Annotated in this window: 15 protein-coding genes; 8 read left to right on the top strand and 7 right to left on the bottom strand. The window is 63.4% G+C overall.

Annotation, left to right across the window (positions count from 1 at the left end; genetic code table 11):
* The 3 genes from VGU25_12670 to VGU25_12660 all read right to left on the bottom strand — a co-directional run.
* Positions 1-327, bottom strand: a 327-nt coding sequence (locus VGU25_12670; protein HEV2578056.1) for a hypothetical protein, incomplete at its 3' end; no start/stop codon positions are given.
* Between the two features lie 77 nt (positions 328-404).
* Positions 405-3653: a multidrug efflux RND transporter permease subunit gene (locus VGU25_12665; protein HEV2578055.1), complete on the bottom strand. Its 3249-nt coding sequence runs from the start codon at positions 3651-3653 to the stop codon at positions 405-407.
* Positions 3653-5368 carry an efflux RND transporter periplasmic adaptor subunit gene (locus tag VGU25_12660; protein ID HEV2578054.1) on the bottom strand — a complete coding sequence of 572 codons (1716 nt, stop codon included), beginning with the start codon at positions 5366-5368 and terminating at the stop codon, positions 3653-3655. Before VGU25_12660 ends, VGU25_12665 begins: the two co-directional genes overlap by 1 nt.
* A 234-nt stretch (positions 5369-5602) precedes the next feature.
* Between VGU25_12660 and VGU25_12655 the strand changes: the two genes are divergently transcribed.
* The 7 genes from VGU25_12655 (at position 5603) to VGU25_12625 (ending at position 13972) form a co-directional block, all read left to right on the top strand.
* Positions 5603-7114, top strand: a complete 1512-nt coding sequence (locus tag VGU25_12655; protein ID HEV2578053.1) for a UbiA family prenyltransferase — start codon at positions 5603-5605, stop codon at positions 7112-7114.
* A 27-nt stretch (positions 7115-7141) separates the two neighbouring features.
* Complete coding sequence (pheS, locus tag VGU25_12650; protein ID HEV2578052.1) at positions 7142-8245, top strand: phenylalanine--tRNA ligase subunit alpha; 1104 nt, start codon at positions 7142-7144, stop codon at positions 8243-8245.
* 159 nt (positions 8246-8404) lie between these two features.
* The gene (locus tag VGU25_12645; protein ID HEV2578051.1) at positions 8405-9598 is read left to right on the top strand and encodes an ATP-binding protein; all 1194 of its coding nucleotides are present in this window, start codon (positions 8405-8407) and stop codon (positions 9596-9598) included.
* A gap of 47 nt (positions 9599-9645) precedes the next feature.
* A complete protein-coding gene (gene pheT, locus VGU25_12640) occupies positions 9646-11793 on the top strand; it encodes a phenylalanine--tRNA ligase subunit beta (GenBank protein HEV2578050.1) in 2148 nt (715 codons plus the stop codon).
* Between the two features lie 181 nt (positions 11794-11974).
* Positions 11975-12253, top strand: a complete 279-nt coding sequence (locus VGU25_12635) for a hypothetical protein (protein ID HEV2578049.1) — start codon at positions 11975-11977, stop codon at positions 12251-12253.
* Positions 12254-12297: 44 nt separating this feature from the next.
* Complete coding sequence (gene zapA, locus VGU25_12630; GenBank protein ID HEV2578048.1) at positions 12298-12774, top strand: cell division protein ZapA; 477 nt, start codon at positions 12298-12300, stop codon at positions 12772-12774.
* A gap of 82 nt (positions 12775-12856) precedes the next feature.
* Complete coding sequence (locus tag VGU25_12625) at positions 12857-13972, top strand: redoxin family protein (protein ID HEV2578047.1); 1116 nt, start codon at positions 12857-12859, stop codon at positions 13970-13972.
* Here the strand turns inward: VGU25_12625 and VGU25_12620 are convergent, their stop codons facing one another.
* Positions 13973-14299, bottom strand: coding sequence for a CsbD family protein (locus tag VGU25_12620; protein HEV2578046.1), 327 nt, complete (start codon positions 14297-14299; stop codon positions 13973-13975).
* Positions 14300-14380: 81 nt separating this feature from the next.
* On the opposite strand from VGU25_12620, the gene VGU25_12615 reads away from it, so the two are divergent.
* Entirely contained in the window at positions 14381-15616 is a 1236-nt protein-coding gene (locus tag VGU25_12615; protein ID HEV2578045.1) for an NAD(P)/FAD-dependent oxidoreductase, read from the top strand.
* Positions 15617-15622: 6 nt separating this feature from the next.
* Here the strand turns inward: VGU25_12615 and VGU25_12610 are convergent, their stop codons facing one another.
* The 3 genes from VGU25_12610 to VGU25_12600 all read right to left on the bottom strand — a co-directional run bounded on the left by VGU25_12610 (position 15623) and on the right by VGU25_12600 (position 22655).
* Entirely contained in the window at positions 15623-20113 is a 4491-nt protein-coding gene (locus VGU25_12610) for a choice-of-anchor D domain-containing protein (protein ID HEV2578044.1), read from the bottom strand.
* A 298-nt stretch (positions 20114-20411) separates the two neighbouring features.
* The gene (locus VGU25_12605; GenBank protein HEV2578043.1) at positions 20412-21401 is read right to left on the bottom strand and encodes an aldo/keto reductase; all 990 of its coding nucleotides are present in this window, start codon (positions 21399-21401) and stop codon (positions 20412-20414) included.
* A 66-nt stretch (positions 21402-21467) separates the two neighbouring features.
* Positions 21468-22655 (bottom strand): acyltransferase, encoded by a 1188-nt coding sequence (locus tag VGU25_12600; protein ID HEV2578042.1) that lies wholly within the window; start codon positions 22653-22655, stop codon positions 21468-21470.
* Positions 22656-22689 lie beyond the last annotated feature (34 nt).

Below are 22689 nucleotides of genomic sequence, written 5' to 3'. Positions count from 1 at the left end.
CGAAGAGACCGGGAGAAGCTTGTACGCGACCGCGCCGGCGATGATGATCGCGATCGAAAGCAGGAAGGTGGCGACAGGGCGCTTGATGAACGGCGCGGAGAAGTGGACGGTGTCGACCTCGCCGGAACTGGACTGCCCGAGAGGAGCGTCGGATTCGGTGGTCTGGCGGTGGATCTTTTCGCGGTCGGCGGCGGTGGCGCGGTCTTCGGGTGCGCGGTCGCCGGCGCGGTCGTTGGGGCCGCCGCGGGCGTAGGCCTTCGCCGCGTCGTCGGGAGTGGCCGAGTCGCGGGGGTCTTTGTCGCCGGGTTTGGGGTCAGTGAAGCTCATGTTCGATTCAGCGCAACTCCTTCAATGCCCTTTGAAAGACTCCGGCCGCATTGAGGATTCGGGCGATTCCCACTTGCCTAGTCTCCGGGGACCGGTTCGGGCAGGCCGCCGCCGTCGCCGTGGTTGGGCGGATGTTTGCCGCCGTGGGTGTGCTCGTAGAACTCTTCGTCGGCCCGGGCGGTGCCGAGGTACTTGCGGCCGATGCGATCGAAGAACAAATAAACGACCGGCGTGGTGAACAGCGTGAGCACCTGCGAGATCAACAGGCCGCCGATGATCGTAATGCCGAGTGGTGCGCGGAGTTCGGAGCCGGTACCGCTGCCAAACGCAAGCGGAACAGCACCTAGCAGCGCGGCCATCGTGGTCATCATGATCGGACGGAAGCGCAGCAGGCAGGCCTGGTAGATGGCCTCTTCCGGCGTCATCCCCTGCTCGCGCTCGGCTTCGAGCGCGAAGTCGATCATCATGATGGCGTTCTTCTTCACGATGCCGATCAGAAGGATGATGCCTATAAGTGCGATGACCGATAGAGAGTTGCCGGTGATAAGCAGCGCGAGGATGGCGCCGACGCCGGCCGAAGGCAGCGTGGACAGAATCGTGACCGGGTGGATGTAGCTCTCATACAGAACGCCGAGCACAATGTAGACGGTGATGAGGGCGGCAAGGATGAGCAGCGGCTCATTGGTGAGCGAGGCCTCGAACGCAGCGGCCGTGCCCTGGAACGCCACGTTGACGCTGGCCGGAAGGTGCATGCCGGCGACGGCCTTGTTGATCGCGTCCACGGCGTCGCCGATGGATTTCCCATTGGCCAGATTGAAGCTGATCGTGGTGGAGGGGAACTGGCCCTGGTGGCCGATGGAGAGCGAGGTGGGCTGCGTCGTGAAGGTGGTGAAGGTGTTGAGTGGGACCTGGCCGCCGTTGGAGCTCTTGACGTAGAGATTGTCGAGCGAGTTCGTCGTGCGCTGGAAGTTCGACGGCACCTCGAGGATGACGTGGTACTGGTTCTGCTGCGTGAAAATGGTCGAAACCTGGCGCTGCGCGAACGCGTCGTCGAGCACGTTATCGACCGCCGAGGGAGTGACGCCGAGCCGTGAGGCGGTGTCACGGTCGATGACCAGCGTGGCGCCCATTCCATTGATCTGCTGATCGCTGGCGACATCCGTAACGATGCCATTGAGCGATTGGAATTTCGCAACAAGCTCGTTGGTGATCTGCGCGAGTTCAACCGGGTCAGGATCTTCGACCGAGTACTGGTACTGCGTGCGCGAGATGCGATCCTCGACCGTGAGATCCTGCGCGGGCTGAAGGAAGGTCTGGATGCCGGGGATCTGGTTCAGCTTGCCCTGCAGGCGATTGATGATCTGCTGCGCGCTGTCCTTGCGGGCGTCGCGATCCTTGAGATCGATCTGGATGCGGCCGGAGTTGAGCGTGGCGTTCGTGTTGTCGATGCCGATGTAGCTGGAGACCGAGACCACATCAGGGTCGTCGAGGATGGCGCGAGCAACCTGCTGCTGCCGCGCCTGCATCGAGGAGAACGAGGTGCTCTGGTTGCCCTCGGTGATCGCCATAATCACGCCCGTGTCCTGCGACGGGAAGAAGCCCTTGGGCACGTAAACGTAAAGCAGAAGCGTGAAAACCAGCGTGGCGGCGGTGACGATGAGCGTGAAGGTCTGGTGGCGCAGCACCCACTGCACGCCTTCGCCGTAGCGCGCGATAGTCCATTCAAACCACTCTTCGCTCTTGCGGTAGAAGCGGTTCTGCGCGGACTTGGGCTTGTGCTTCAGCAGGCGCGCCGACATCATTGGCGTCAGCGTGAGGGAGACGACGGCCGAAACGAGAATGGTGACGGCGAGCGTGACCGCGAACTCGCGGAACAGCCGGCCCACGATGTCTCCCATGAACAGCAGCGGGATCAGCACCGCAATCAGCGAGACGGTCAGCGAGAGAATCGTGAAGCCGATCTGCTCTGCGCCTTTGAGTGCGGCGTCCAGCGGAGTCTCACCCATCTCGAGATAGCGATCGATGTTCTCGATCATCACGATCGCGTCGTCGACGACGAAGCCGGTCGAAATGGTCAGCGCCATCAGCGAGAGATTGTTGAGCGAATAGCCCAGCATGTACATGATGCCGAAGGTGCCAACGATGGACAGCGGCACAGCAACGGCAGGGATGATCGTCGCGGCAATGGAGCGCAGGAACAGGAAGATCACCATCACAACCAGCGCGATGGTGAGCAGCAACTCAAACTGCACATCCTTGACGGAGGCGCGAATAGTGTTGGTGCGGTCGGTAAGAACCCGGAGATCTACGCCGGCGGGCAACGACTGACGCAGCTTGGGCAGCAACGCCTGCACCTCGTCCACCACACCGATGATGTTCGCGCCGGGCTGCCGCTGAATATTGATGATGATGGCCGGCTTGACGTACGCCTGCGACGCAGGGACGTCGACCGTCGTGCCATCCGGCTGCTTCTCCGTATGCGCGGGCTGCGCGGCGAAGCCCATCCACGCCGCCTGGTAAAGGTTCTCGGCTGAGTCGACGACAGTCGCCACATCCTTCAGCCGCACCGGCGAATTATTCCGATACGCGACGATAACGTCGCTGTAGTCCGACGCCGACATCAACTGGTCGTTGTCGCCGATCGTGTACGCCTGCCGCGGTCCGTTCAGCGACCCCTTCGCCTGGTCCACGTTGGCCGTGCCGATGGCCGTGCGAATGTCCTCGAGCGACAGGCCATAGCTGGCGAGCTGCGCCGGATTCGCCTGGATGCGCACCGCCGGCTTTTGTCCGCCTGCAATGGAAACAAGACCGACGCCGGAAAGCTGCGAGATCTTCTGCGCCAGCACAGTATCGGCAAGGTCTTCGACCTTCTGCAGCGGGACCGTCTCGGAGGTCAGCGAAAGCGTGAGGATCGGCGCGTCAGCCGGGTTGACCTTGGCATAGACCGGCGGGTTGGGGAGGTCCTGCGGCAGGTAGCTGTAGGCAGCGTTGATGGCGGCCTGCACATCCTGCTGGGCGACGTCGATCGATTCCGCGAGACTGAACTCGAGGGTGACGATAGAGCCGCCACCTGACGAGATGGAGGTCATCTGCTGCAATCCGGGAATCTGCCCGAACTGGCGCTCCAGCGGTCCGGTAACCGACTGCGCCATCACGTTGGGGCTGGCGCCCGGGTAGTACGTCTGGACCTGGATGATCGGGTAGTCGACCTCAGGAAGGGCCGAAACCGGGAGCTGCAGGTACGCAACAAAGCCCGCAAGCAAAATGGCCACCATCAGGAGTGAGGTGGCCACCGGCCGCAGGATGAATGGCCGTGACGGACTCATTATTGCGGGCCTCCGCCAGAGGGCGAAGACTGCCCGTTGTTCTGGTTGCCGCTCTGGCGTTTGTGATGCTGACTGCCTTGCCCGTTATTCTGCCCGTTCCCCTGGCCGTTGCCCTGGCCGTTGCTTCCCTGTCCTGACTGTCCGGTATCAGCCGGAACAGGCGAGGTGCCGGTGAGGCCTCCGGAGCCCGCAGCGGGCGCCGAGGATTGTGCATTCGGGTTGGCCGCGCCGACCGCGCCGCTGTTCGCAGCCGCAGTGCCGTGAGCCTGCGCAGGCGTCACGGGCGATCCATCCACAAGCTTCTCCTGGCCATCGACAACAACCTGCTCGCCCGGCTTGAGAGCGGTGTTGTTCGAGAGCACCGAGCTGGTGCCGATGGTGAAGTCGACATGGATGGGAACCGTGTCGGCATGGAACTGCTGACGCGGCTTGCCATTCTTGCCAGTCCCACCCGCTTCTGCGTCACCCTGATCGTTGCCGGCTGCCGGTGTGGCTGCCTTCGATTTGCTGTTGCTGGCGGCGCCGCTCGTTGCAGTGGCCGCGGCCTGTCCGGGCAGATTCTTCATCTTGTCCGGCGGTGTTGGGCCAGGGTTCACAACGAAGACATAATCGCCCTGGTTGCCGTTCTCAATCGCGGCAGTCGGCACCACAATCGCATTCGGCCGCTCGTTGAGGATCAGGCGAACGTTGACGAACTGGTTCGCGAACAGCGCGCCGTCGGAGTTGTCGAAGACCGCCTTGAGCTTGGCCGTGCCGGTCGTCGTGTCGATCTGGTTGTCGATGGTGAGCAGCGTTCCGGCGGCGATCTTGTGCGCGTCGGTGCGGTCATACGCTTCAACGACCAGCTTCTTACCGCCGCGCATCGCCTGCTGCACCTGCGGGAGCTGGTCCTCGGGCAACGTGAAGATCACGGCGATGGGATGGATCTGGGTGATGACCACAAGCCCGGTGGTGCTTCCCGCATTCACGATGTTGCCCGGATCCACCAGGCGCAGACCGACGACGCCATCGATCGGCGAGTAGATCTTCGTGTATCCAAGGTTGACGCGCGCGGCTTCGATCGCCGCCTGGTCAGCCTTGATGGATCCCGCCGCCTGGCCCTGGTTGGACACCTGGGCCTGCTGTTGCTCCTTGGAGACGACGCCGGCTTGATAAAGCGCGGTATAGCGCTCGGCCTCAGCTTGCATGTTGTTAAGGTTGGCTTCATCCTTTGCCAGCGTGCCGACAGCCTGGTCCAGCGCAGCTTGGTAAGGGCGCGGATCGATTTCGAGCAGAAGCTGGCCCTTGCGAACAGCCTGACCTTCGCGGAAGTTCACCTGCAGGAGCTGGCCGCTGACGCGCGCCTGCAGTGTGACTGTGTTGTACGCGGTGACCGTGCCCAGCGCGGTGAGGAAGACCGGAACCGTCTTCTGCTGGACAGCCGTGACCTGGACCGGTGTGGGCCGGTTGGCGGCGGCAGCCTGCTTGGCCGCCTGCTGCTCGGCGGCGACATTGTTGGCGTGAATGCGCCAGACGATGAAACCGATGATCGCCAGAACAACGACCAGGACGATGATCAGCCGGCGGCGGCTGCCGGGCCGGCGGCCACCGGGCTCAGAGGCATGCTCGGGCAGAAGATGCGATGGATCATCAACCGGTCTGGAGCGGATTTGCCGCTCGGCGGTGGTCACACGCGGCATGGCACCAGCAGCGTTCTGGCTGTAAGAGGCAGACATGAAGATCGAAGAACTCCTGCGAAGCTGTTGGAACCAAACTTAGTAAGACGCCTGTGCACCTTGACGGGTGGGCCATGCCGCGGCGAATGCCAGGGTCCTTGACGGACGAGGCGGCGCCTTCCCCATGATACTGACGGTATAGTGACGAAGAGCGCACCTTCAAGGTTTCGGACCATGATTTCGGATAGCGAAGTACAGTCAGGGGCCCCTCCGGTTATCGATCGGGAGCCAGGCGTGGGAGATTCGGTCCCGTCGGGCGCCGCAGTTCGGCATAGCCCCGCACTCGCGCCCGGCGTGCCCCTGTGCGTGGATCTGGATGGAACGCTGGTCAAGTCCGACACGCTGGTGGATTCAGTGCTGGTGCTGGCGCGCCAGAAGCCCGCAGAGATACTTCGTATCCCGAGCTGGATTGCGCAGGGCAAGGCGCAGTTTAAAAAACATGTAACTTCTGCCGTCACGCTGGACGTTGAACACCTGCCGTACAACCGCCCGCTGCTGGAGTGGCTGCGCGCCGAGCATGGCGCGGGACGGGCCATCTATCTCGCCACTGCGGCAGACCGCACCCTGGCCGACCGCGTGGCCCAGCACCTCGGGATCTTTGCGGGTGTGCTGGCGTCGGACGGAAACACGAATCTCGCCGGGAAAAACAAGCTCGAGGCCTTTCGAGAGCACTTCGGTGAGCGCTTCTGCTACATCGGCAACGCCAAGCCTGATGTGACGCTGCTGTGCGCCTGCGAGAGCCCGATGACAGCAAACCCGCACGGCGCTCTCACGGCAGGCCTGCGCAGAGCGGGAAAGATTCCGGCAGCGACGTTTGAGGACCGAACCCCTCTGCTGAAGAGCTGGCTGCGCGCGATACGCCTGCACCAGTGGGCCAAAAACACGCTGATCTTTGTGCCGCTGCTGCTCGGCCATGCGTGGAGCGTGCCGACGGTTGCAGGAGGCGTCGTCGCCTTTTTGAGCTTCGGGCTGTGCGCTTCCGCGACCTACATCATCAACGACCTGCTGGACCTCGAGGTCGATCGCAGGCATCCGCGCAAGAGACGGCGGCCATTCGCAGCAGGCGATCTCTCCGCAATTGCTGGCGTGTGCGCGGTCGTAGTCATGATGGCGGCGGCCTTCACGCTGGCCTTTGCGGTGCCCCATGTGATCCTGGCGCTGCCCGGGCGGCATGGCCTTCTGCTGGCGCACAAGTTCGTGGAGTGGCTGGCGCTGTACACCGTGACGACCCTGGCGTACTCGCTGTATTTGAAACGCATCCTGCTGCTGGACGTCTTTGTGCTGAGCGGCCTGTACACGGTTCGCATTCTGGCCGGAAGCGCGGCGACGACGGTGCCCATCTCGGAATGGCTGGGCGCATTCAGCGTGTTCTTCTTCCTGTCGCTGGCGTTTGTGAAACGCTTCAGCGAGTTGGAGAACCTGCGTGAGCGCGGCGGCGCCGCGGCCGCGGGACGCGGATATCACATCAGCGACGTGGAACAACTGCGCGCGTTCGGTACGGGCTCGATGTTTGCGGCAGTGCTCGTGACCACCCTGTACATCTCGAATTCGCAGATGACCGTGCTTTACTCGCACGGTATGCGGCTGTGGCTGGTCATTCCGGTGCTGCTGCTGTGGCTGAGCCAGGTGTGGATGTTAGCCAGCCGGGGCGAGATGCACGACGACCCCGTGGTGTGGGCGATCACGTCCAAGCGGAGCCTGCTGCTGGGTGCGCTCATGGCGCTGATCGTCTGGTCGGCGCTGTAGGCGCACGTAGACTGAAAGAACTTGAAAATGATCGACTCAACACAACTGACAGACTTTTCTCCGTCATCGCTCGATGCGGCCTTCGCCGCGGTGGAAACCGAAGCACGTACGCAGCTCGCAGCGCCGGACTTTGACGCAGAGGCATTCCGCCTCGCCTGGCTGGGGCGCAAGCAGGGACGCCTCAAGGCGATCTCGGATGCCTGGCTGAAGTCTGCGCCACCCGATGCGAAGCGGCTGATCGGCCAACGCTTCAACGCGCTCAAAGAGACCATCGAAGCCGCCGTCGAAACCGCCGCTTCGCGCCCGAAATCTGCGACCGGAACGACCATCGACATCACTCTGCCCGGCATCGCGCAGCGGATCGGAGCCGAGCATCCGCTGGTCCGCACGATGCAGGAGATCGTGACCGTCTTCGAGCAGATGGGCTACTCCGTTGGGCTGGGGCCTGAAGTTGAAACCGACTTCTATAACTTTGAGGCGCTGAACTTTCCGCCCAACCATCCCGCGCGCGATACGCAGGACACCCTGGTTATCGCCAATCAGGAGAATAAGTTAGCGCGGGAGCGATTGCTGATGCGGACGCACACGTCGCCGGTGCAGATAAGGTCAATGATTCAACAAGATCCGCCGCTGCGGCTGGTGATTCCCGGCAAGGTGCACCGCAATGATGCAGCCGATGCGACCCACTCCCCCGTGTTCCACCAGGTTGAGGGCTTGTGCGTCGATAAGAACATTACTTTCAGCGACTTGAAGGGGACGCTGGACCATGCGATGAAGGCGTTTTTCGGCTCGGGCGTGAAGACGCGGTTCTTCCCGTCGTTTTTCCCCTTCACGGAGCCTTCGGCGGACGTTCAGATCTCCTGTATCTTTTGCAATGGCAAGGGTTGCAGGAAGTGCAAGCACTCAGGATGGATTGAACTTCTGGGCTGCGGGATGGTGGACCCGGCGGTATTTGATGCCGTGGACGCACGACGCATCGCCTTAGGGCGTGAGCCAGCCTATAACGCCCGTAGAATCAGTGGGTTCGCCTTTGGAATGGGAGTCGACCGGATTGCGATGATGAAATATGGAATCAGCGATATTGGACTTTTGTATGGCGGGGACGTGCGCTTTCTGGACCAGTTTGTGTAGGTTTTGAATGGTTTTGAGGTGTCTTAAACGCACGCAATTCAGGTGGAATGCACTGATTTAAGGGCATATCTGGAAAGCCGTAGCCGACTTACTTATAGCCAAGTTACTGGGTTTAAGCCGGAAGACTTAAACTCACTAATCTTCCTATAAACTCTCTTCATGGATCCTGTCCGCAATCCGTACTCGCCCGGCGCGGGGAGTGCTCCACCGGAGCTTGCCGGCCGCGAGCGGCTGCGAGAGCAGGTGCGGATTGCGCTTGCCCGGCTTCGGGCCGGGCGCTCGGCCAAGAGCGTGCTGATGGTTGGGCTGCGCGGGGTCGGCAAGACGGTATTGCTGGACCAACTCATGCGGGACGCAGAGGCGGAAGGCATCTGCACGGTGCGATCGGAGACACCGGAGAACAGGTCGCTTCCGGCGCTTCTTGCTCCTCAAATACGCCTTGCGCTGCTGCACCTGAACCGGACGGAAGCCGCCAAGGACGCGGTCGCGCGGGGATTGCGCGCACTCGCCGGGTTCGCAACGGCACTCAGGGTGAAGTACCACGATCTTCAGGTGGGCTTCGACGCGATACCGGAGCCGGGACTGGCGGACAACGGCGATCTGGAGATGGACCTGACCGCCCTGATTGAGGAGGTCGGGCGCGCGGCGAAGGGCGCGGGCACCGCAGTGGTGTTGTTTATTGACGAGCTGCAGTATCTGCCTCAGGACCAGTTTGCAGCGCTGATTGCGGCGCTGCATCGCAGCATTCAACGGCAACTGCCGGTCACGATTGTGGGTGCAGGCCTGCCGCAGCTCCGTGCGCTGGCAGGTGAGGCGAAATCCTATGCGGAGCGGCTGTTCGAGTTCCCAACGATTGGGCCGCTCTCTGCAGAAGAGGCCGAGCGAGCGATACGGAAGCCGGCGGATGACGCGGGCGTCTCCTATACGGACGACGCGGTCGCCTCGATTCTCGAACGAACGCAAGGATATCCATACTTTCTGCAGGAGTGGGGAAATCGAGCGTGGGACATTGCTTCGGAATCACCGATTACGCGTGAGAATGTGGACCGTGCATCGATCGAGGCGATCGCAACGCTGGATGAGAGCTTCTTCCGCGTGCGCTTCGACCGGCTTACACCGACAGAGAAACGCTACCTCCGCGCCATGGCTGAGCTTGGGCCGGGAGCGCATCGCTCCGGAGACATTGCGGCGTTGCTTGAGAAGTCGGTAACAGGCCTTGGAACCTTGCGGCAGAGCCTGATCGTCAAGGGCATGATCTGGAGCCCCGGCCATGGCGAGACGGCGTTTACGGTTCCGCTGTTCGACGAGTTTATGAAACGCATCATGCCGGGTGATGATTGGAAGACTGAGTAAAGCAGGCCGTAGAGGGTAGAGGGTAAGGGGTAGAGAAGAAAGACACGATGAATATTTTGACCAAGTGGATCCGCTCGTATTTGCCTGAGCTCAATGTGAGCGATGCGCAGTTGGCTGAAGACCTGACGCTGCGCGGCATTGCTGTCGAAGGCATCTTCCCTGCCCCCATCGGAGAAACGCCGGGCGGATCGCGCTTTGAGATGGACATCACGACGAACCGCGTGGACGCAATGAATCACTATGGGATTGCGCGCGAGGCGGCGGCCATCTATTCAGACGTGCTGGACGGCGCCGGGCTGAAGCCGCTGAGCGAAGAGCTGGGCGCGCCCGTGCAGGCTGCGCGCGCGGGCGAGGCGTTCCCGGTGCGGATTGAGGCGAAGGACCTGTGCGGCCGATTTACAGCGCGGGTGATTCGCGGTGTGCGCGTGAAGCCTGCAAATGGCGTGATTGCCGAATATTTCGGCGCGATTGGACAGAAGCCGATCTCGGGCCCGGTGGATGCGACCAACTTCGGATGGCTGGCGATGGGGCAGCCAACGCATGTGTTCGACCTGGACAAGCTTGAGGGCGGGATTGTGGTGCGGCGCGCTAAAGCCGGCGAGAAGCTGATGCTGCTGGATGGAAGCGAGCACACGCTGACTGCCGACGACCTGGTGATTGCGGATGAGGTGAAGGCGCTGTCGCTGGCAGGCGTGATGGGCGGGTGGGATTCGCGCGTGACGGAGGAGACGAAGAACATTCTGGTGGAGGCGGCGTGGTTTGATCCGGCTGCGATTCGCGCGAGTTCGCGGCGGCACGGGCTGCATACGGACGCGAGCCACAGGTTTGAGCGCGGAGCGGACTTCAACGGAGCGCCGGTCGGAAACAATCTCGTGACGCGGCTGGTGGTCGAGCAGGCAGGCGGCGGCGTTGTGGGGCCGCTCGCAGACGTGATCGTGCCGGAGCAGCAGGCGCGCACGGCGGGACGCGATCGCATCGTGTTGCGCGTAAGCCAGGTGCAGCGGATTCTCGGGACGACGCAGGAGGACGCGGTGCATGAAGGCGGGCGGCGCGTCTCTGGGTTGAATGAAGCGGTCGTCGAGCAGGTGCTGACGGCGCTGGGGTGTGAGCTGGAGCCGACGCGCGCGGTTGCGGGCGAGTATGCGGTGAAGCTGCCGAGTTGGCGGCTGGACCTGGAGCGCGAGGTGGACCTGATTGAAGAGGTCGCGCGCGTGTATGGGTACAACCGCTTTGCCGACACGCTGCCAGGATGGGCCGGCGCAGTGCGCAAACAGCCGCATGCGGAGCAGGAGCGCGTGATTCGCGAGACGATGCGTGCGCTGGGATACAGCGAGGCGATCTCGAGCACGTTTGTTTCGGCCGAGGAGGCAGCGGTGTTTGCCGACGCGCAAGCAGGTACGGTGGCGATGGGAAATCCGCTGAGCGAGGAGGCCGGAATGCTGCGGCCGTCGCTCGCGCCGGGGATGGCAACGATGCTGGCGCACAACCTGCATCGTGACGTCGCGACGGTGCGGCTGTTCGAGATGGGAACCGTGTTTACGGGATCAACCGCAGAGGTGCACGAAGAGACCGGGCTGGCGATTGGCGCGGCTGGTGGAGCTGTTGCGAGTGCGCTGCACGGTGCAGACAATGCCTTAATTTTCGAGGTCAAGGGCGCGCTGGAGACGTTGCTCGGCAGGTTTGCGGGCGCTGTGTCGTTCGATACGAACGGGCTGCCAAAGTGGATTGCGCCGCGCCGCGGCGCGCGAGCGCTGCTGGATGGGAAGCCTGTTGCAGTGTTTGGTGAGTTGAGCGCGGAGGAGTTGCACAAGCGAAAGCTGCGGCAGAGCTGCGTGATCGCCGCGGTTGCAGGGCAGGAGTTGCTGCGGAGTGGCCTCAGACAGCCGATAGTCCGCGAGCTTTCGCGCTACCAGGCGGTGGAACGCGACTTCTCGTTTGTGTTCCCGGACAGCGTGCGCTGGGAGGCGATTGCCACTGCGGTGAACGGGCTGAAGATTCCAGAACTGCGCAGCGTGCGGCCACTGGAGATCTTCCGCGATGCGAAGGGCAAGGCTGTGCCGGTGGGAAGCTACTCGCTGCTGCTGCGCGTGGTGTTCCAATCGGGCGAGCGGACGCTGACTGAGGAAGAACTGACGGGCGCGTCGGAGAAGATTGTGGCTGCGCTCAAAGCACTCGGCGGAACGCAGCGGGCGTAAACCTCGGCGGCATTGTTTTCCACTCATCGCAATGAGACCGCGATGAATGGGGCACCTGGCGTGTGTTCGCGCTGCGAGCGTGGGAGTGCCGAAGGGGATTCACCAAGGTTCCTTTGCGAATTCGAGTCCGCTAATCCACTCTTCGAATCGCTATACTTCGAGTTGAATTGGGGGTTTTGGAATGGCAACAGCAGTGGTGAGTGCCGACGAGTTTCAGGCACTGGAGCAGAAGGTGCTCCAGACGGTCGAGCTCATTAAGAAGGAACGTGAGGCCCGCGCGCATGCCGAGGCGGAGCGCAATGCGGCGCAGGCGGAACTCTCTGCACTGAAGGAACAGATGCACGCGCATGCAGAGAATGCGAGCTCGGCGACGAAAGAGCTGGAGAGCATGCAGCGTGAGCGTGCGGAAGTGCGGCAGCGCGTGGAAGCGATGCTGGCGCAGATGGATGAGCTGCTGTAACTGAGAGATCTTCCGGGGCCGCAAATGCTGTTGAGGAGGGCTGAATGCCGCAACTCGCTGAGCTTGAGCCAAGAGATACGGCAACGAACCCGACGCCATCACAGAATCTGTTTGCAGGGCAGATGGCAAGAGACGATGAGGAGCGAACGTTGAGCGAGCAGTTGAGAACGGCAGCAGAGATGTCACGGGCCGAGCAGGCTGCACGCGACTGCGGCGCGGTGGTGGTGGACATCTACGACCAGGTGTACCAGTTGCGCGGAACCGACGCGGCGCACATTGAGAAGCTGGCGGGGATTGTCGACGCGAAGATGCGGGCGGTGTCGGCGCAGGGAACGACGGTGGATTCGCTGCGCGTGGCGGTGCTGGCGGCGCTGAATATTGCCGATGAACTGACGGCGCTGCGCGCGCGCTATGACGCGCTGGCAGGAAACCTGAATCAGCAGGAGACGAGCGTGCGCTCGCGCGCCGGGTCGCTGCTGGGCATGCTGGACGAGGTGCTGCAGGAGCGCAAGGCAGGCTAGTCCGCAGTTGATTTAGAGAAAATTTTGTTGCGGCGGCGGCGAGATGCCGCGATGATGGTGAGCGGAATCCACGGAGCTCTCCATGTTTCAGGTACGCAGACTGCTTATCGCCGGCGTCTTCCTTTTTTCAGCACAGGTGTTTCTCGGGCAAGGTTCGAGTGGAACCGCCGCTAGCGGGCCGACGGACGCTGACTCGTATAAGACAAATCCGAAGTGGGTCGACGCGATGCGCGAGGGGCAGCAGTTGCTTCGCGCGAGGAAACCACAGTTCGCCAAAGGCGAATTCAACAAGGCCAACAAGATTGCCGGCGGCGCGTGCTGGGATTGCCTCGATGGACTGTATTCGGCGCAGATGAGCGAGGGCGACTACAAGGGCGCGATCGAGACGGCAGAGAAGATGGAAGGCATCGCGACGGCTCCGACGGTTAAGTCGATTGCCGAGTACAGGAGAGGCGAAGCAATTCTTGACAAGGCGGGGGACAAGCCGAAGCAGGACCAGTTGGAGCTGGCCCACGCGGCGTTTCAGCAGGCGCTGACGAACTTTCCGAAGAATCTGCCGGCGATGTTCCGCGACGGCGAGGTGCTGGCGCGGCTGGGCAAGATCGATGAGGCGAAGGCGTGCTTCGGCCAGTGCGCGGCACTGGCAAAGCCGTCGGACCCGGCACGGCTGCGCGCGCAGCACTTTGCGGAGGACCCGATGCTTTCGCTGAAGAAGCGTGCGCCGGCGTTTGAGGTGACGGCGCTGGATGGAACGCGCTTCAACCTGGATGCGATGGGCGGACGCGTGGTGCTGATCGACTTCTGGGCGACGTGGTGCGGGCCGTGCAATGCGGCGCTGCCGGAGGTGAAGAGGATTGCGAAGGACTTCGCGGGCGAGCCGCTGGTGATCATCAGCGTGAGCTGGGATTCGGACGAAGCGAAGTGGCAGCAGTTTATCCAGAAGAACGAGATGACCTGGCTGCAGTATCGCGATGCGGACCACTCGCTCTCGCGGGCGTTTGGCGTGGAGGCGATTCCGCACTACTTCACGATCGATAGCGACGGAGTGCTGACGGCAGAGATGGTGGGGACGGATTCAGACGTGGAAGGAAGGCTGAAGAAGCTGGTGGCGAAGGCGCGGGATGCGCAGAAGCAGCGGGGCGAGATCGCGGAGCAGCGGAGTGGGGCAGCCGCTGCTCCGGCTTCCGGCGGCCAATAGTTAGCGGTTGAGGTCGTGCAGGGTTTGTCCGGCTGCCTGCGCGACCTTGCCGACGCCCTCGCGGACATTGCCCTCAATTCGATCCCCGAGACCTTCGTCGGCGAGGTCAGGATTACCGGTGAGATTGCCGAGGCCTTCCTTCACGCGTCCGGCAACATTGCGCCCGAGACCGGTGGCGCGCTGCTTCATTCCCCACCCTTGGGCGTTGCGTGCGGCGCCCTCGAGATTGTCCGAGCCCGTGGCGTACTGCAGCTCGGGCGGGTTTGCGATGAGATAAACGGCGAGACCGATTCCGATTCCAGCGGCCAGCCATGCAATGGTCTTCATAACGTTCTTCCTCCGTGATTTCAGATGCGTTTGAGCGCGGCCGCGTGCGTACCGAGGCCGTAGTTCCCTAGAATCAAAGAGGTGAGCGGACAGGTGGAGCGCAGGGTGGATGTGGTGGTGCTCGGCGCAGGGGCCGCGGGCATGATGGCCGCGCTGGAGGCGGGCAGGCGGGCGCGGCGGGTGCTTCTCCTGGACCATAACGAGCGGCCGGGGCGGAAGATCCTGATCTCCGGCGGCGGGCGCTGCAACTTCACCAACATTCACACGCGCGCGGAGAGTTTTCTGAGCGAGAACCCGCACTTTGCACGCTCGGCGCTGGCGCGCTACACGCCGGCAGAGTTCATCGCGATGGTGGAGCGGCACGGGATCGCGTATCACGAGAAGACGCTGGGGCAATTGTTCTGCGATGGCTCCTCACAGCAGATTGTGACAATGCTGGAGCGCGAGTGCGGAGCGGCCGGTGTGGAGCTGCGCTGCGGCGTCCGCGTGAATGAAGTGCGGCAGCGATCTGCAGAAGGCGGTGCGGAGGGCGCGCGGTTTTCGGTGCAGACGAGCGCGGGGGAGTTTCTCTGCGAGGCGGTGATCGTTGCGACGGGAGGCTTGTCGATTCCGAAGATGGGAGCGACGGGCTTTGGGTATGAGCTGGCGCGGCAGTTTGGCCACGCGGTCGTCGAGCCCAGGGCAGCGCTGGTGCCGCTGGTGTTTGCGGCAGAGGACTGCGAGCGGTGGTGCGATCTCGCGGGCGTGTCGGCGGAGGTGGTTGCGCGCGCGGAGTCGGCGACGAATGCGCGGCGAGCGAAAGTACCCGAGTTTCGCGAGAAGCTGCTGGTGACGCATCGCGGGCTGAGCGGGCCGGCAGTGCTGCAGGCGTCCTCGTACTGGAGGCCGGGCAGTGGGGTGGAGTTCGACCTGGCTCCGGGGCGCGAGGTGTTCACTGCGTTGCGTGAGCGCAATGCTCGCCGCGACGCGGCCGCCGCAAAATCGCTTCTGCGTGAAGTTCTCCCGGCGCGAATGGCGGAACGCTGGGTGGAACTTGCGATCCAGGACGGCGCTGGTTGGACGAATGCCGGGGTCGACCGACTTGAGCAACGGCTGCACCAGTGGAAGTTGACGCCGGGCGGGACAGAGGGTTTCGCGAAGGCCGAGGTGACGGCCGGCGGCGTGGATACTCGCGAGCTGGATGCACGCACGATGGAGAGCCGGCGCGTGCCTGGGCTCTACTTCATCGGCGAAGTGGTGGATGTGACAGGCTGGCTGGGCGGCTATAACTTCCAGTGGGCGTGGGCCAGCGCGGTGAGTGCCGGGCGCGCAGCGTGAACGAGTTTATTGCACAGTCAGGGTGAGATTGACGCTGTGCGTGAGGCCTGCGGCGGACGCGCTCACGGTCAGGTTATACGAGCCGGTCGGTGTCGAAGAACCGCCGGGACCACCCTGATTTGGAATGAGGCGCTCCGAACCGCAGCCTGTCAGCGATGTGAGTGCGATGACTGCAATGGCTGCAAGCAGCAGTCGCGGCAGCTGGCGACGCCGCAGAGCGAATGCGAGTGGGAGCGCGAAAAAGGCCAGCACGGGGCCGCTGTTGCGCGGAGCGAATGGAGAACGTGGCTGCCGCAGTTCGGCGGTGGTCTGTCCGGTCTGCACGGTGACGGAGAGGGTGCTCGTGCCGCCGAGATTTGCGGTCGCTGGGTTGACCGTGCAGATGCTGTTTGCCGGCGCCCCGGAACAGGCGAGCGCGACCGAGCCGGAGAGGCCATTGAGTGAGGTCAGGAGCAGCGGGTAGGTGGCCGTTGCTCCGCTCACGACGGTCACGCTTGTCGCTCCGTTGGAGGCGAGCGAGAAGTCGACGCCGGTACCCGTGACGTTTGTCGTCTGGGTGCCGCTGGGTGCGTCGTCGGTGAGCGTGAGTGTGCCGGCGATTGCGCCGGCGGTGGTTGGCGAGAAGACGATGATGAGGTTACAGCTCGCCGCAGGGCTGAGCGTTGCGTCGCAGCTACTGGAGGCGAGGGTGAACCCGGCGCTCAGTACCATGTTCGCAATATGCAAAGGCAGGCCGCCATTGTTGGTGAGCGTGAGCGTCTGCGGCGGAGCAGAGAGCCCGACGCCTGTCGCGGGGAAGCCGAGCGCTGTGGGACTGAGAGAGACTCCGGCAGGCGCGACACCGGTGCCGGTGAGCGTGACGGTTTGTGAGCGGAACTGGTCGGTGATGGTAAGGGTCGCAGAGCGCGTGCCGACAGCGGTTGGCACAAACGCGACTAGGACCGCACACGCGGAGTGCGGGTTGAGCGAAGCGCCGCAGGAGTTCGTTGCGGTGAAATCGCCCGCGGTGACCGACGCAGTGATGAGCGTGAGGGCCACATCGCCGGAGTTGGTCAGCGTGACTTGCTGCACCGCGCTGTTGGTGCCAATCGCCTGCTGCGCGAAGGTGAGTGAAAGCGGAGCGAGCGTGTCTGTTGCGGGAGCGTTGCCGGTGCCGGAGAGCTGCGCGGTTTGAGTGCCGACGCTGTCCGTGATGGTGAGGACACCGGCGCGTGTGCCGCTGGCCGTGGGCGTGAAGCTGATGGAGATGGAGCAGGCAGTTTGTGCTGCGAGCGTGGCGGTGCAGGTGCTCGCGGCAATGCTGAAATCGCCGGTGATGGACGGCGAATTGAGCGTCGCGGGATTCGCTCCGGTGTTCGCGACGGTGATGATCTGCGCGGCGGCGGTTTGATTGACGATCGTCGCGGGGAAGGTCAGCGCCGCGGGCGTGAGTACGATCGAGGCCGGCGCTGTGGCGATTCCGTTCAGCGAGACGGTCGCCTGGCCGCCGGGGATGTTCGCATCGATTAAGAGATTGCCTGTGCGCGAGCCGGTCTGCGTCGGCGCAAAGCTGATGCTGAACGTGCAGCTGGCGCCGACGGCGAGCGTCTGGCCAATGCAGGTGTCATGCTCGACGAAGTCGCCAGTGACATCCTCCTCCGAGAAAGTGACCGGCGCGTTGCCGGAGCTGGTGACGGTGATCGTCTGGGGGCTGCTCTGCGTGGAGACCGGCTGCGCGCCGAAATTGAGCGTCGTCGCGGAGAGCGTAATCGCGGGAGCTGTCGTCGTCGTCGCGCCGAGAAGCGGGATCTGCCAGAGACCACGGCCGTAGGTTCCGGCGCGCAGCATGCCGAGACGGCCGTCGCCCGTCGGCATGTTCGGCGCGGCTTCCAGCGTGGTGACGGGCGCGTTGGGGAGTCCGGTTCCGAGCGGGCTCCAGCAATTCGCAGAGGCGCAGGTTGTTACCGCCTGGGTGACGAAGACGCCGGTGTCGAGCGCAACGTAGACGGTGTTCGGATCGTTCGGGTCGACGACGACTGCGTTCGCGGGCGCGGGCGGAAGGTTGAAGCTGATCGCGGTCCAGTGCGCGCCGAAGTCGGTGGAGCGGTAGAGATGCGGGTCGATGCCGAAGCCCATGACGGTGGCGTACACGGTAGCGCCGGTTGCATCGTGCGGGTCGACGGCAATGGAGGAGATGTCGAACGCGCCGGAGTTGAAGGGGTCGGAGTTGGTGACGGGACTCAGCGCAACGTCTGCCCATGCGGTCGAAGAGGAGTCGGTGTTCGCGGACTTGGTGACGAACAGGTGTCCGGCGAGGCCCTGGCCCTGATCGAACTGGCCGGCCATCCCGGCGTACAGCACAGTTGCGCCTGCGCTCTGCGCGTTCGTCGAGTTCGCGACAGGGCCGCCCGCGGCGAGCGAGCGCACCATCGCGGAGTTCGCGCTGCATGCTCCTGTGGTTCCGTCGAACCCGCGGCTGAGCTGGTTGGCTGTGCTCCATGTGCCGCCTGAAGCCGCCGGACCACGCCAGACGCGGCAGGTGCCGACGAGAACGTTGGTGGTTAGCTGCGGGTCGAGAAGCGAGGGCGCGTCAAGGAGGGATTGGTCGTTGTTCACCTGCGGCGCGCCGATGGCGGCCGGTGAAAGAAGATCAGCGGCTGTGCAGTTGAGGCCGGAGGTGCAGGCTGCAAGATTTACACCCGCGCCGATGGTGACGAACCAGTTGGATGGAGTGTTGGGATCGATGGCTGAGAAGCCACCTTCACCGGCAGAGAGCTGAGGCCATGACGCGAGCGTCGAGGCTGAGGTGGTCGCGGCCGTGCCGTTCGCGCCGAGGCCGGCGATGAGGATGTCTGGGTTCGCCGGATCCTGCGCGAAGGAAATAACCTCGGCCAGGGAGCCGCCGCTGCCGATGGCCGCGTTGAGGTTGTCAAAGTGCTGTGCGTCGCTCACGGAGCAGGCGGGGCCCGTCTGGTTGACGCCGTCGGTCGAGCGCCAGAGACCGCCGTCGTTGCCGACGAGAACGAGCTGCGTTCCAGCGCCAGTGAGGGCAGCAGCGATCGCGTGCTGCGCGGGCGCGATCGCAGCGGGGGCGTTGCAGCCGTTGAGCGCATTCGTGGTGTTGCGAAGCGTGCAGCTTGTCGCGCCAGAGGCGATCGCGCAGCGGTAGAGATCGACCGTGCCGGCGAACAGGAGCGTTCCTCCGGCGGAGTTCGGCGCGACGGCGAGCGTGAGGTCGTAGCCTCCCTGGATAATGGCGGTGCTGCCGGAGCCCACCTCGAGTGCGCCGTTGTCGATACGCGCGCCCCACGTCGGCGACGGGTTCGTGCAGCTTCCACCGGATGCGGCGCACAGATCCTGCCAGAGTCCCTGATCGTTGTCGTTCACGTCGACCGTCAGGGCGTAGAGGTCGCCGGTGGCCGGCTGCACGGCGAGCGTGCCGCGGAAGATGGGGCAAGTGCTGCTGCCTACGCCGTTTGCGCCGACGGGACAGTTCGTCGTGGTAAGGCCCGTGCCGGGTTGGTTGGTGAGCCGCGTCCAGGTCTTGCCGTCAGGCGAGCTGTAATAGCCGTGGCTGCGCACTGCGGCGATGAACAGGCCGCGTACCGCATCCCACACGACCGACGTAGCAGCGTTGCCGACCTGCCCGCTCCCAACCGGCTGTGGCGACTGCACGATCACTGCGCCGTCGTAGAGCGTGGCCATCTTCCAGCTGGCACCCGCGTCCGTGGAGTAGTAGAGGCCGGGAACGGAGGCTGATCCCTGCGCGTCGACAATCGCCGCCTGCGGCGAGACAGACATCGCGGCCACCACGACATTCGTCGACGCGCTGCTCCAGGCGAGGCCTGCGGTCGAGAGACCGGCGAAGGTCTGGTTTAGCGACGTCCCTTCGGCCGCAAGCGTGGCAATGGTCCACGTCTGGCCGCCATCGGCGGAGCGCAGGATGCCCTCCCCGTAGAGCGAGTCGGTCGCATCGTTCGGGTCGCCAGTGCCCGCGAGCACCACAGGGTTCGGAGCCGGCTGGACCGCGACCGCGCCGATGGACAGCGAGGGAATCGTCGTCGAGCCCGCGCTGATGCTGAAGACCGGCAGCGTATCCGTGAGCGGCGCGAACGTGATGGAGGCGAGCGGGCCGGCGGCGTTGGTCGACTTCCACACGCCGCCGCCGGTTGTGCCGAGATAAACGGTGTTGCGGGTGGAATCGTTGGGGTCGAAGGCGATGGACGTCACGCGGCCTGTGACATTGCCGAAGCGCTGCGTGAAGACGGAGCTGGGGCCGAGCGGCTGCCACGCTGCAGTGAGCGGACTGGATGAACCCGCGTGCGCGCGAACGGCGTTGCGGCTCAGCAGACTGGCATGCTGCGCCTGTGCTCGCGCCCGCGCGAGTGCGGAATTCGACCCGTCAGCCGTTCGGCGCTGAGCAAGAAAGTCTTCGACCCGCCGCTGCTGCGCGGGCTGCGAATGGGCTTGAGAATGGGCTGGAGCGGGACAGAGGCAGGCTAGAAAGAGAGCTGCCAACGCCCCCGTGGCCGGCACGCAAAGCCGGTGAAACGGTCGGCAAGATCCCCACAGACAACTTGCAAAACAACGCAGCGGCAAACGCGGGTCCCGAAGCCTCCACTCTTTTGTGTCAAAAAGATTCACACAAGACACAGAGCAAGTGGAGGCGCACTCCTCGCGTCGAAAGAAAAGAGCTTTCTAACCTGAGCGGCGGGTTGGATTAGCGTTTCTTAAGAAGCGAAGTATTGAAAGTTTAGCAACCAGCCGCGCGAGAAATCCCCCACGTACACGCGTGGTTTCTGCAACTTATGGTTAGTTAATAGCTGTGGCCGAGGACCGGATGCGGCTCATACAGCTCCTCCAGCCGCTTGATCTCCTCCTCGCTCAGCTTCAGCTGCAGCGCCGCGATCGCGTCCTCCAGATGTTCGGTTTTGCTCGCGCCAATGATCGGCGCCGAGACAGCGGGTTTGCTGAGAATCCACGCGAGCGCCACCTGCGCCGGCTTGGCGTGACGTTCGTTCGCGATCTCCACGACGCGATCGACGATGTCGAAGTCCGTGTCCCGGTAGTACATGTTGTGGCTGAAGTCGTCGGTGCGCGCACGCGCAGTTTCAGACTTGCCATCGTTGCGCCCACGGGTGCCGGTCAGAAAACCGCGCGCCAACGGGCTCCATGGAATGCAGCCGATCCCCTGGTCCAGGCAGAGCGGAATCATCTCGCGCTCTTCTTCGCGATAGATCAGGTTGTAGTGGTTCTGCATCGTGACGAACTGCGCCAGCGAATTCTGCCGCTGGTATTGGAGCATCTTCAGGAACTGCCACGCGTACATGCTCGACGCTCCGATGTAGAGCGCCTTGCCTGCGCGCACGACCGCGTCCAGCGCCTCGCAGGTCTCCTCGATGTTCGTGTCTTTGTCGAAGCGGTGGATCTGGTACAGGTCGACATAATCGACGCCGAGCCGCTTCAGGCTGCGGTCAATCGACGCCATGATGTGCTTGCGCGAGAGGCCGCGGTCGTTCGGCGCATCGCTCATCGGGTTGAAGACCTTGGTCGCGATCACCAGCTCTTCGCGGCACGGCTGGAACTCGCGCAGCAGTTTGCCGGTGAGCACCTCGCTCTCACCGCGCGAATAGATGTCTGCTGTGTCGTAGAAGTTGATTCCGGCTTCCACGGCGCGCTGGATGAACGGGCGCGCTTCGTCTTCCTCCAGCACCCAGTCGCGCCACTTCTTCGAGCCGTAGGTCATCATGCCGAGACAAAGCGGAGAGACGCGCACGCCGGTCTGGCCGAGCCGCACATAGTTCATAGATGAAATTTCACCTCTTCGCGATTGGACGCGCGCGACACCCGCCGGGTTCCCACGAAGTGGATTTCAGGCCTGGGTAGGCTGGCCGACCACCGCCTCGGCGACCGCCGGGCGCGGCTTTGCCGGCTCGGAGTTGGCGCCGACCACCCACGCCCAGCGCGGGATGGATGCAAATACCCGCGTGAGTTGCAGCGCCAGGAAGTACCCGGTCGGAGCCAGGACAATCCACATCAGCAGAACGCCTGCAGGCCCCAGCAAACTGCCGTGCACCATTACGATCTTCATCGCGGCGGCGAATAACAGGCTCATGACCATTCCATGGATCAGGTAGACGCCGTAGGTTGTCTCGGCCACATTGATGAAGGCCGGCCATGACCGACGCTTGATCCGCAGCAGCAGAATGACGATCAGCACCGAATAAATCTGGTTGCCGAAGCGAAGCGAGTTGAATTCGTCCGGGCTGTTGTGCGCCTTCAGGATGAAGGTCTCGATCACCGCGACGCCTGCCGCCGCACCCGCATAGAGGACAAGCCGACCGGCCGATTGCGCCGCGGCCCAGCTTTGAATCTTCTCCTTGCGTAGCGAGCACCACGCACCCAGCCAGAGATAGAACACAAAGGCGAAGAGCGCTTCGGTGTGGCGGCTCGGCAGCCAGCGGGTGTAGACATTGACTCCGTAGAAGAGGTTGATGGCGAGCAGCACCGCTCCCAGCCGCAGGTCATTGAGCCAACGGCGCAGCATGACGATGCAGGTGAGAGCCACCATGAAGTTCGGGATAAACCAGAGCGCCGTCTCCGTGAGGCAGCGGACGCCGGAGGCGTACACCGTCGAGAAAAGAACACGCGAGCTAAGGCCGGTTGCCGGGACGCCGCCGAGATCCCGGTGCGTGCTGTACAGAACATCGAGGCCAAACCAGACCAGCCAGGCCGGAATGAGGCGCTTGGCGCGGCGGCGCAGATAGCTGATCCGGTCCGAGGCCGGCAACCGGTCTCCGACCAGAAAGCCGGAAATCAGGAAGAATCCAATGGTGCCGAACTTGAACGGCGTCACCATAAGACTCATCTCAGCAGTGGAGACGGTCTCGTATTTCGTGAATTTGGCCGCGCAATGGAGAAAAACGATCGCCAGCATGCTCCAGAAGCGGACTGTATGGATAAAAAGATACTCGGGCCGCTTCTTTGCGACGACAGGTTGCGATGCGGGCGAACCCGTACTAACCCAGGGGATTTGGTAGGCCTTTAACGTCGATGCCATTCAGCGGAACCCGTTGATCGCAACAGCGCACACG

It is taken from the genome of Acidobacteriaceae bacterium (genome assembly GCA_035944135.1).
Taxonomy (GTDB): Bacteria; Acidobacteriota; Terriglobia; order Terriglobales; family Acidobacteriaceae; genus Granulicella.
Note: the sequence above shows the minus strand (reverse complement) of the source record. Positions and strands in the feature narration are given on the sequence as shown.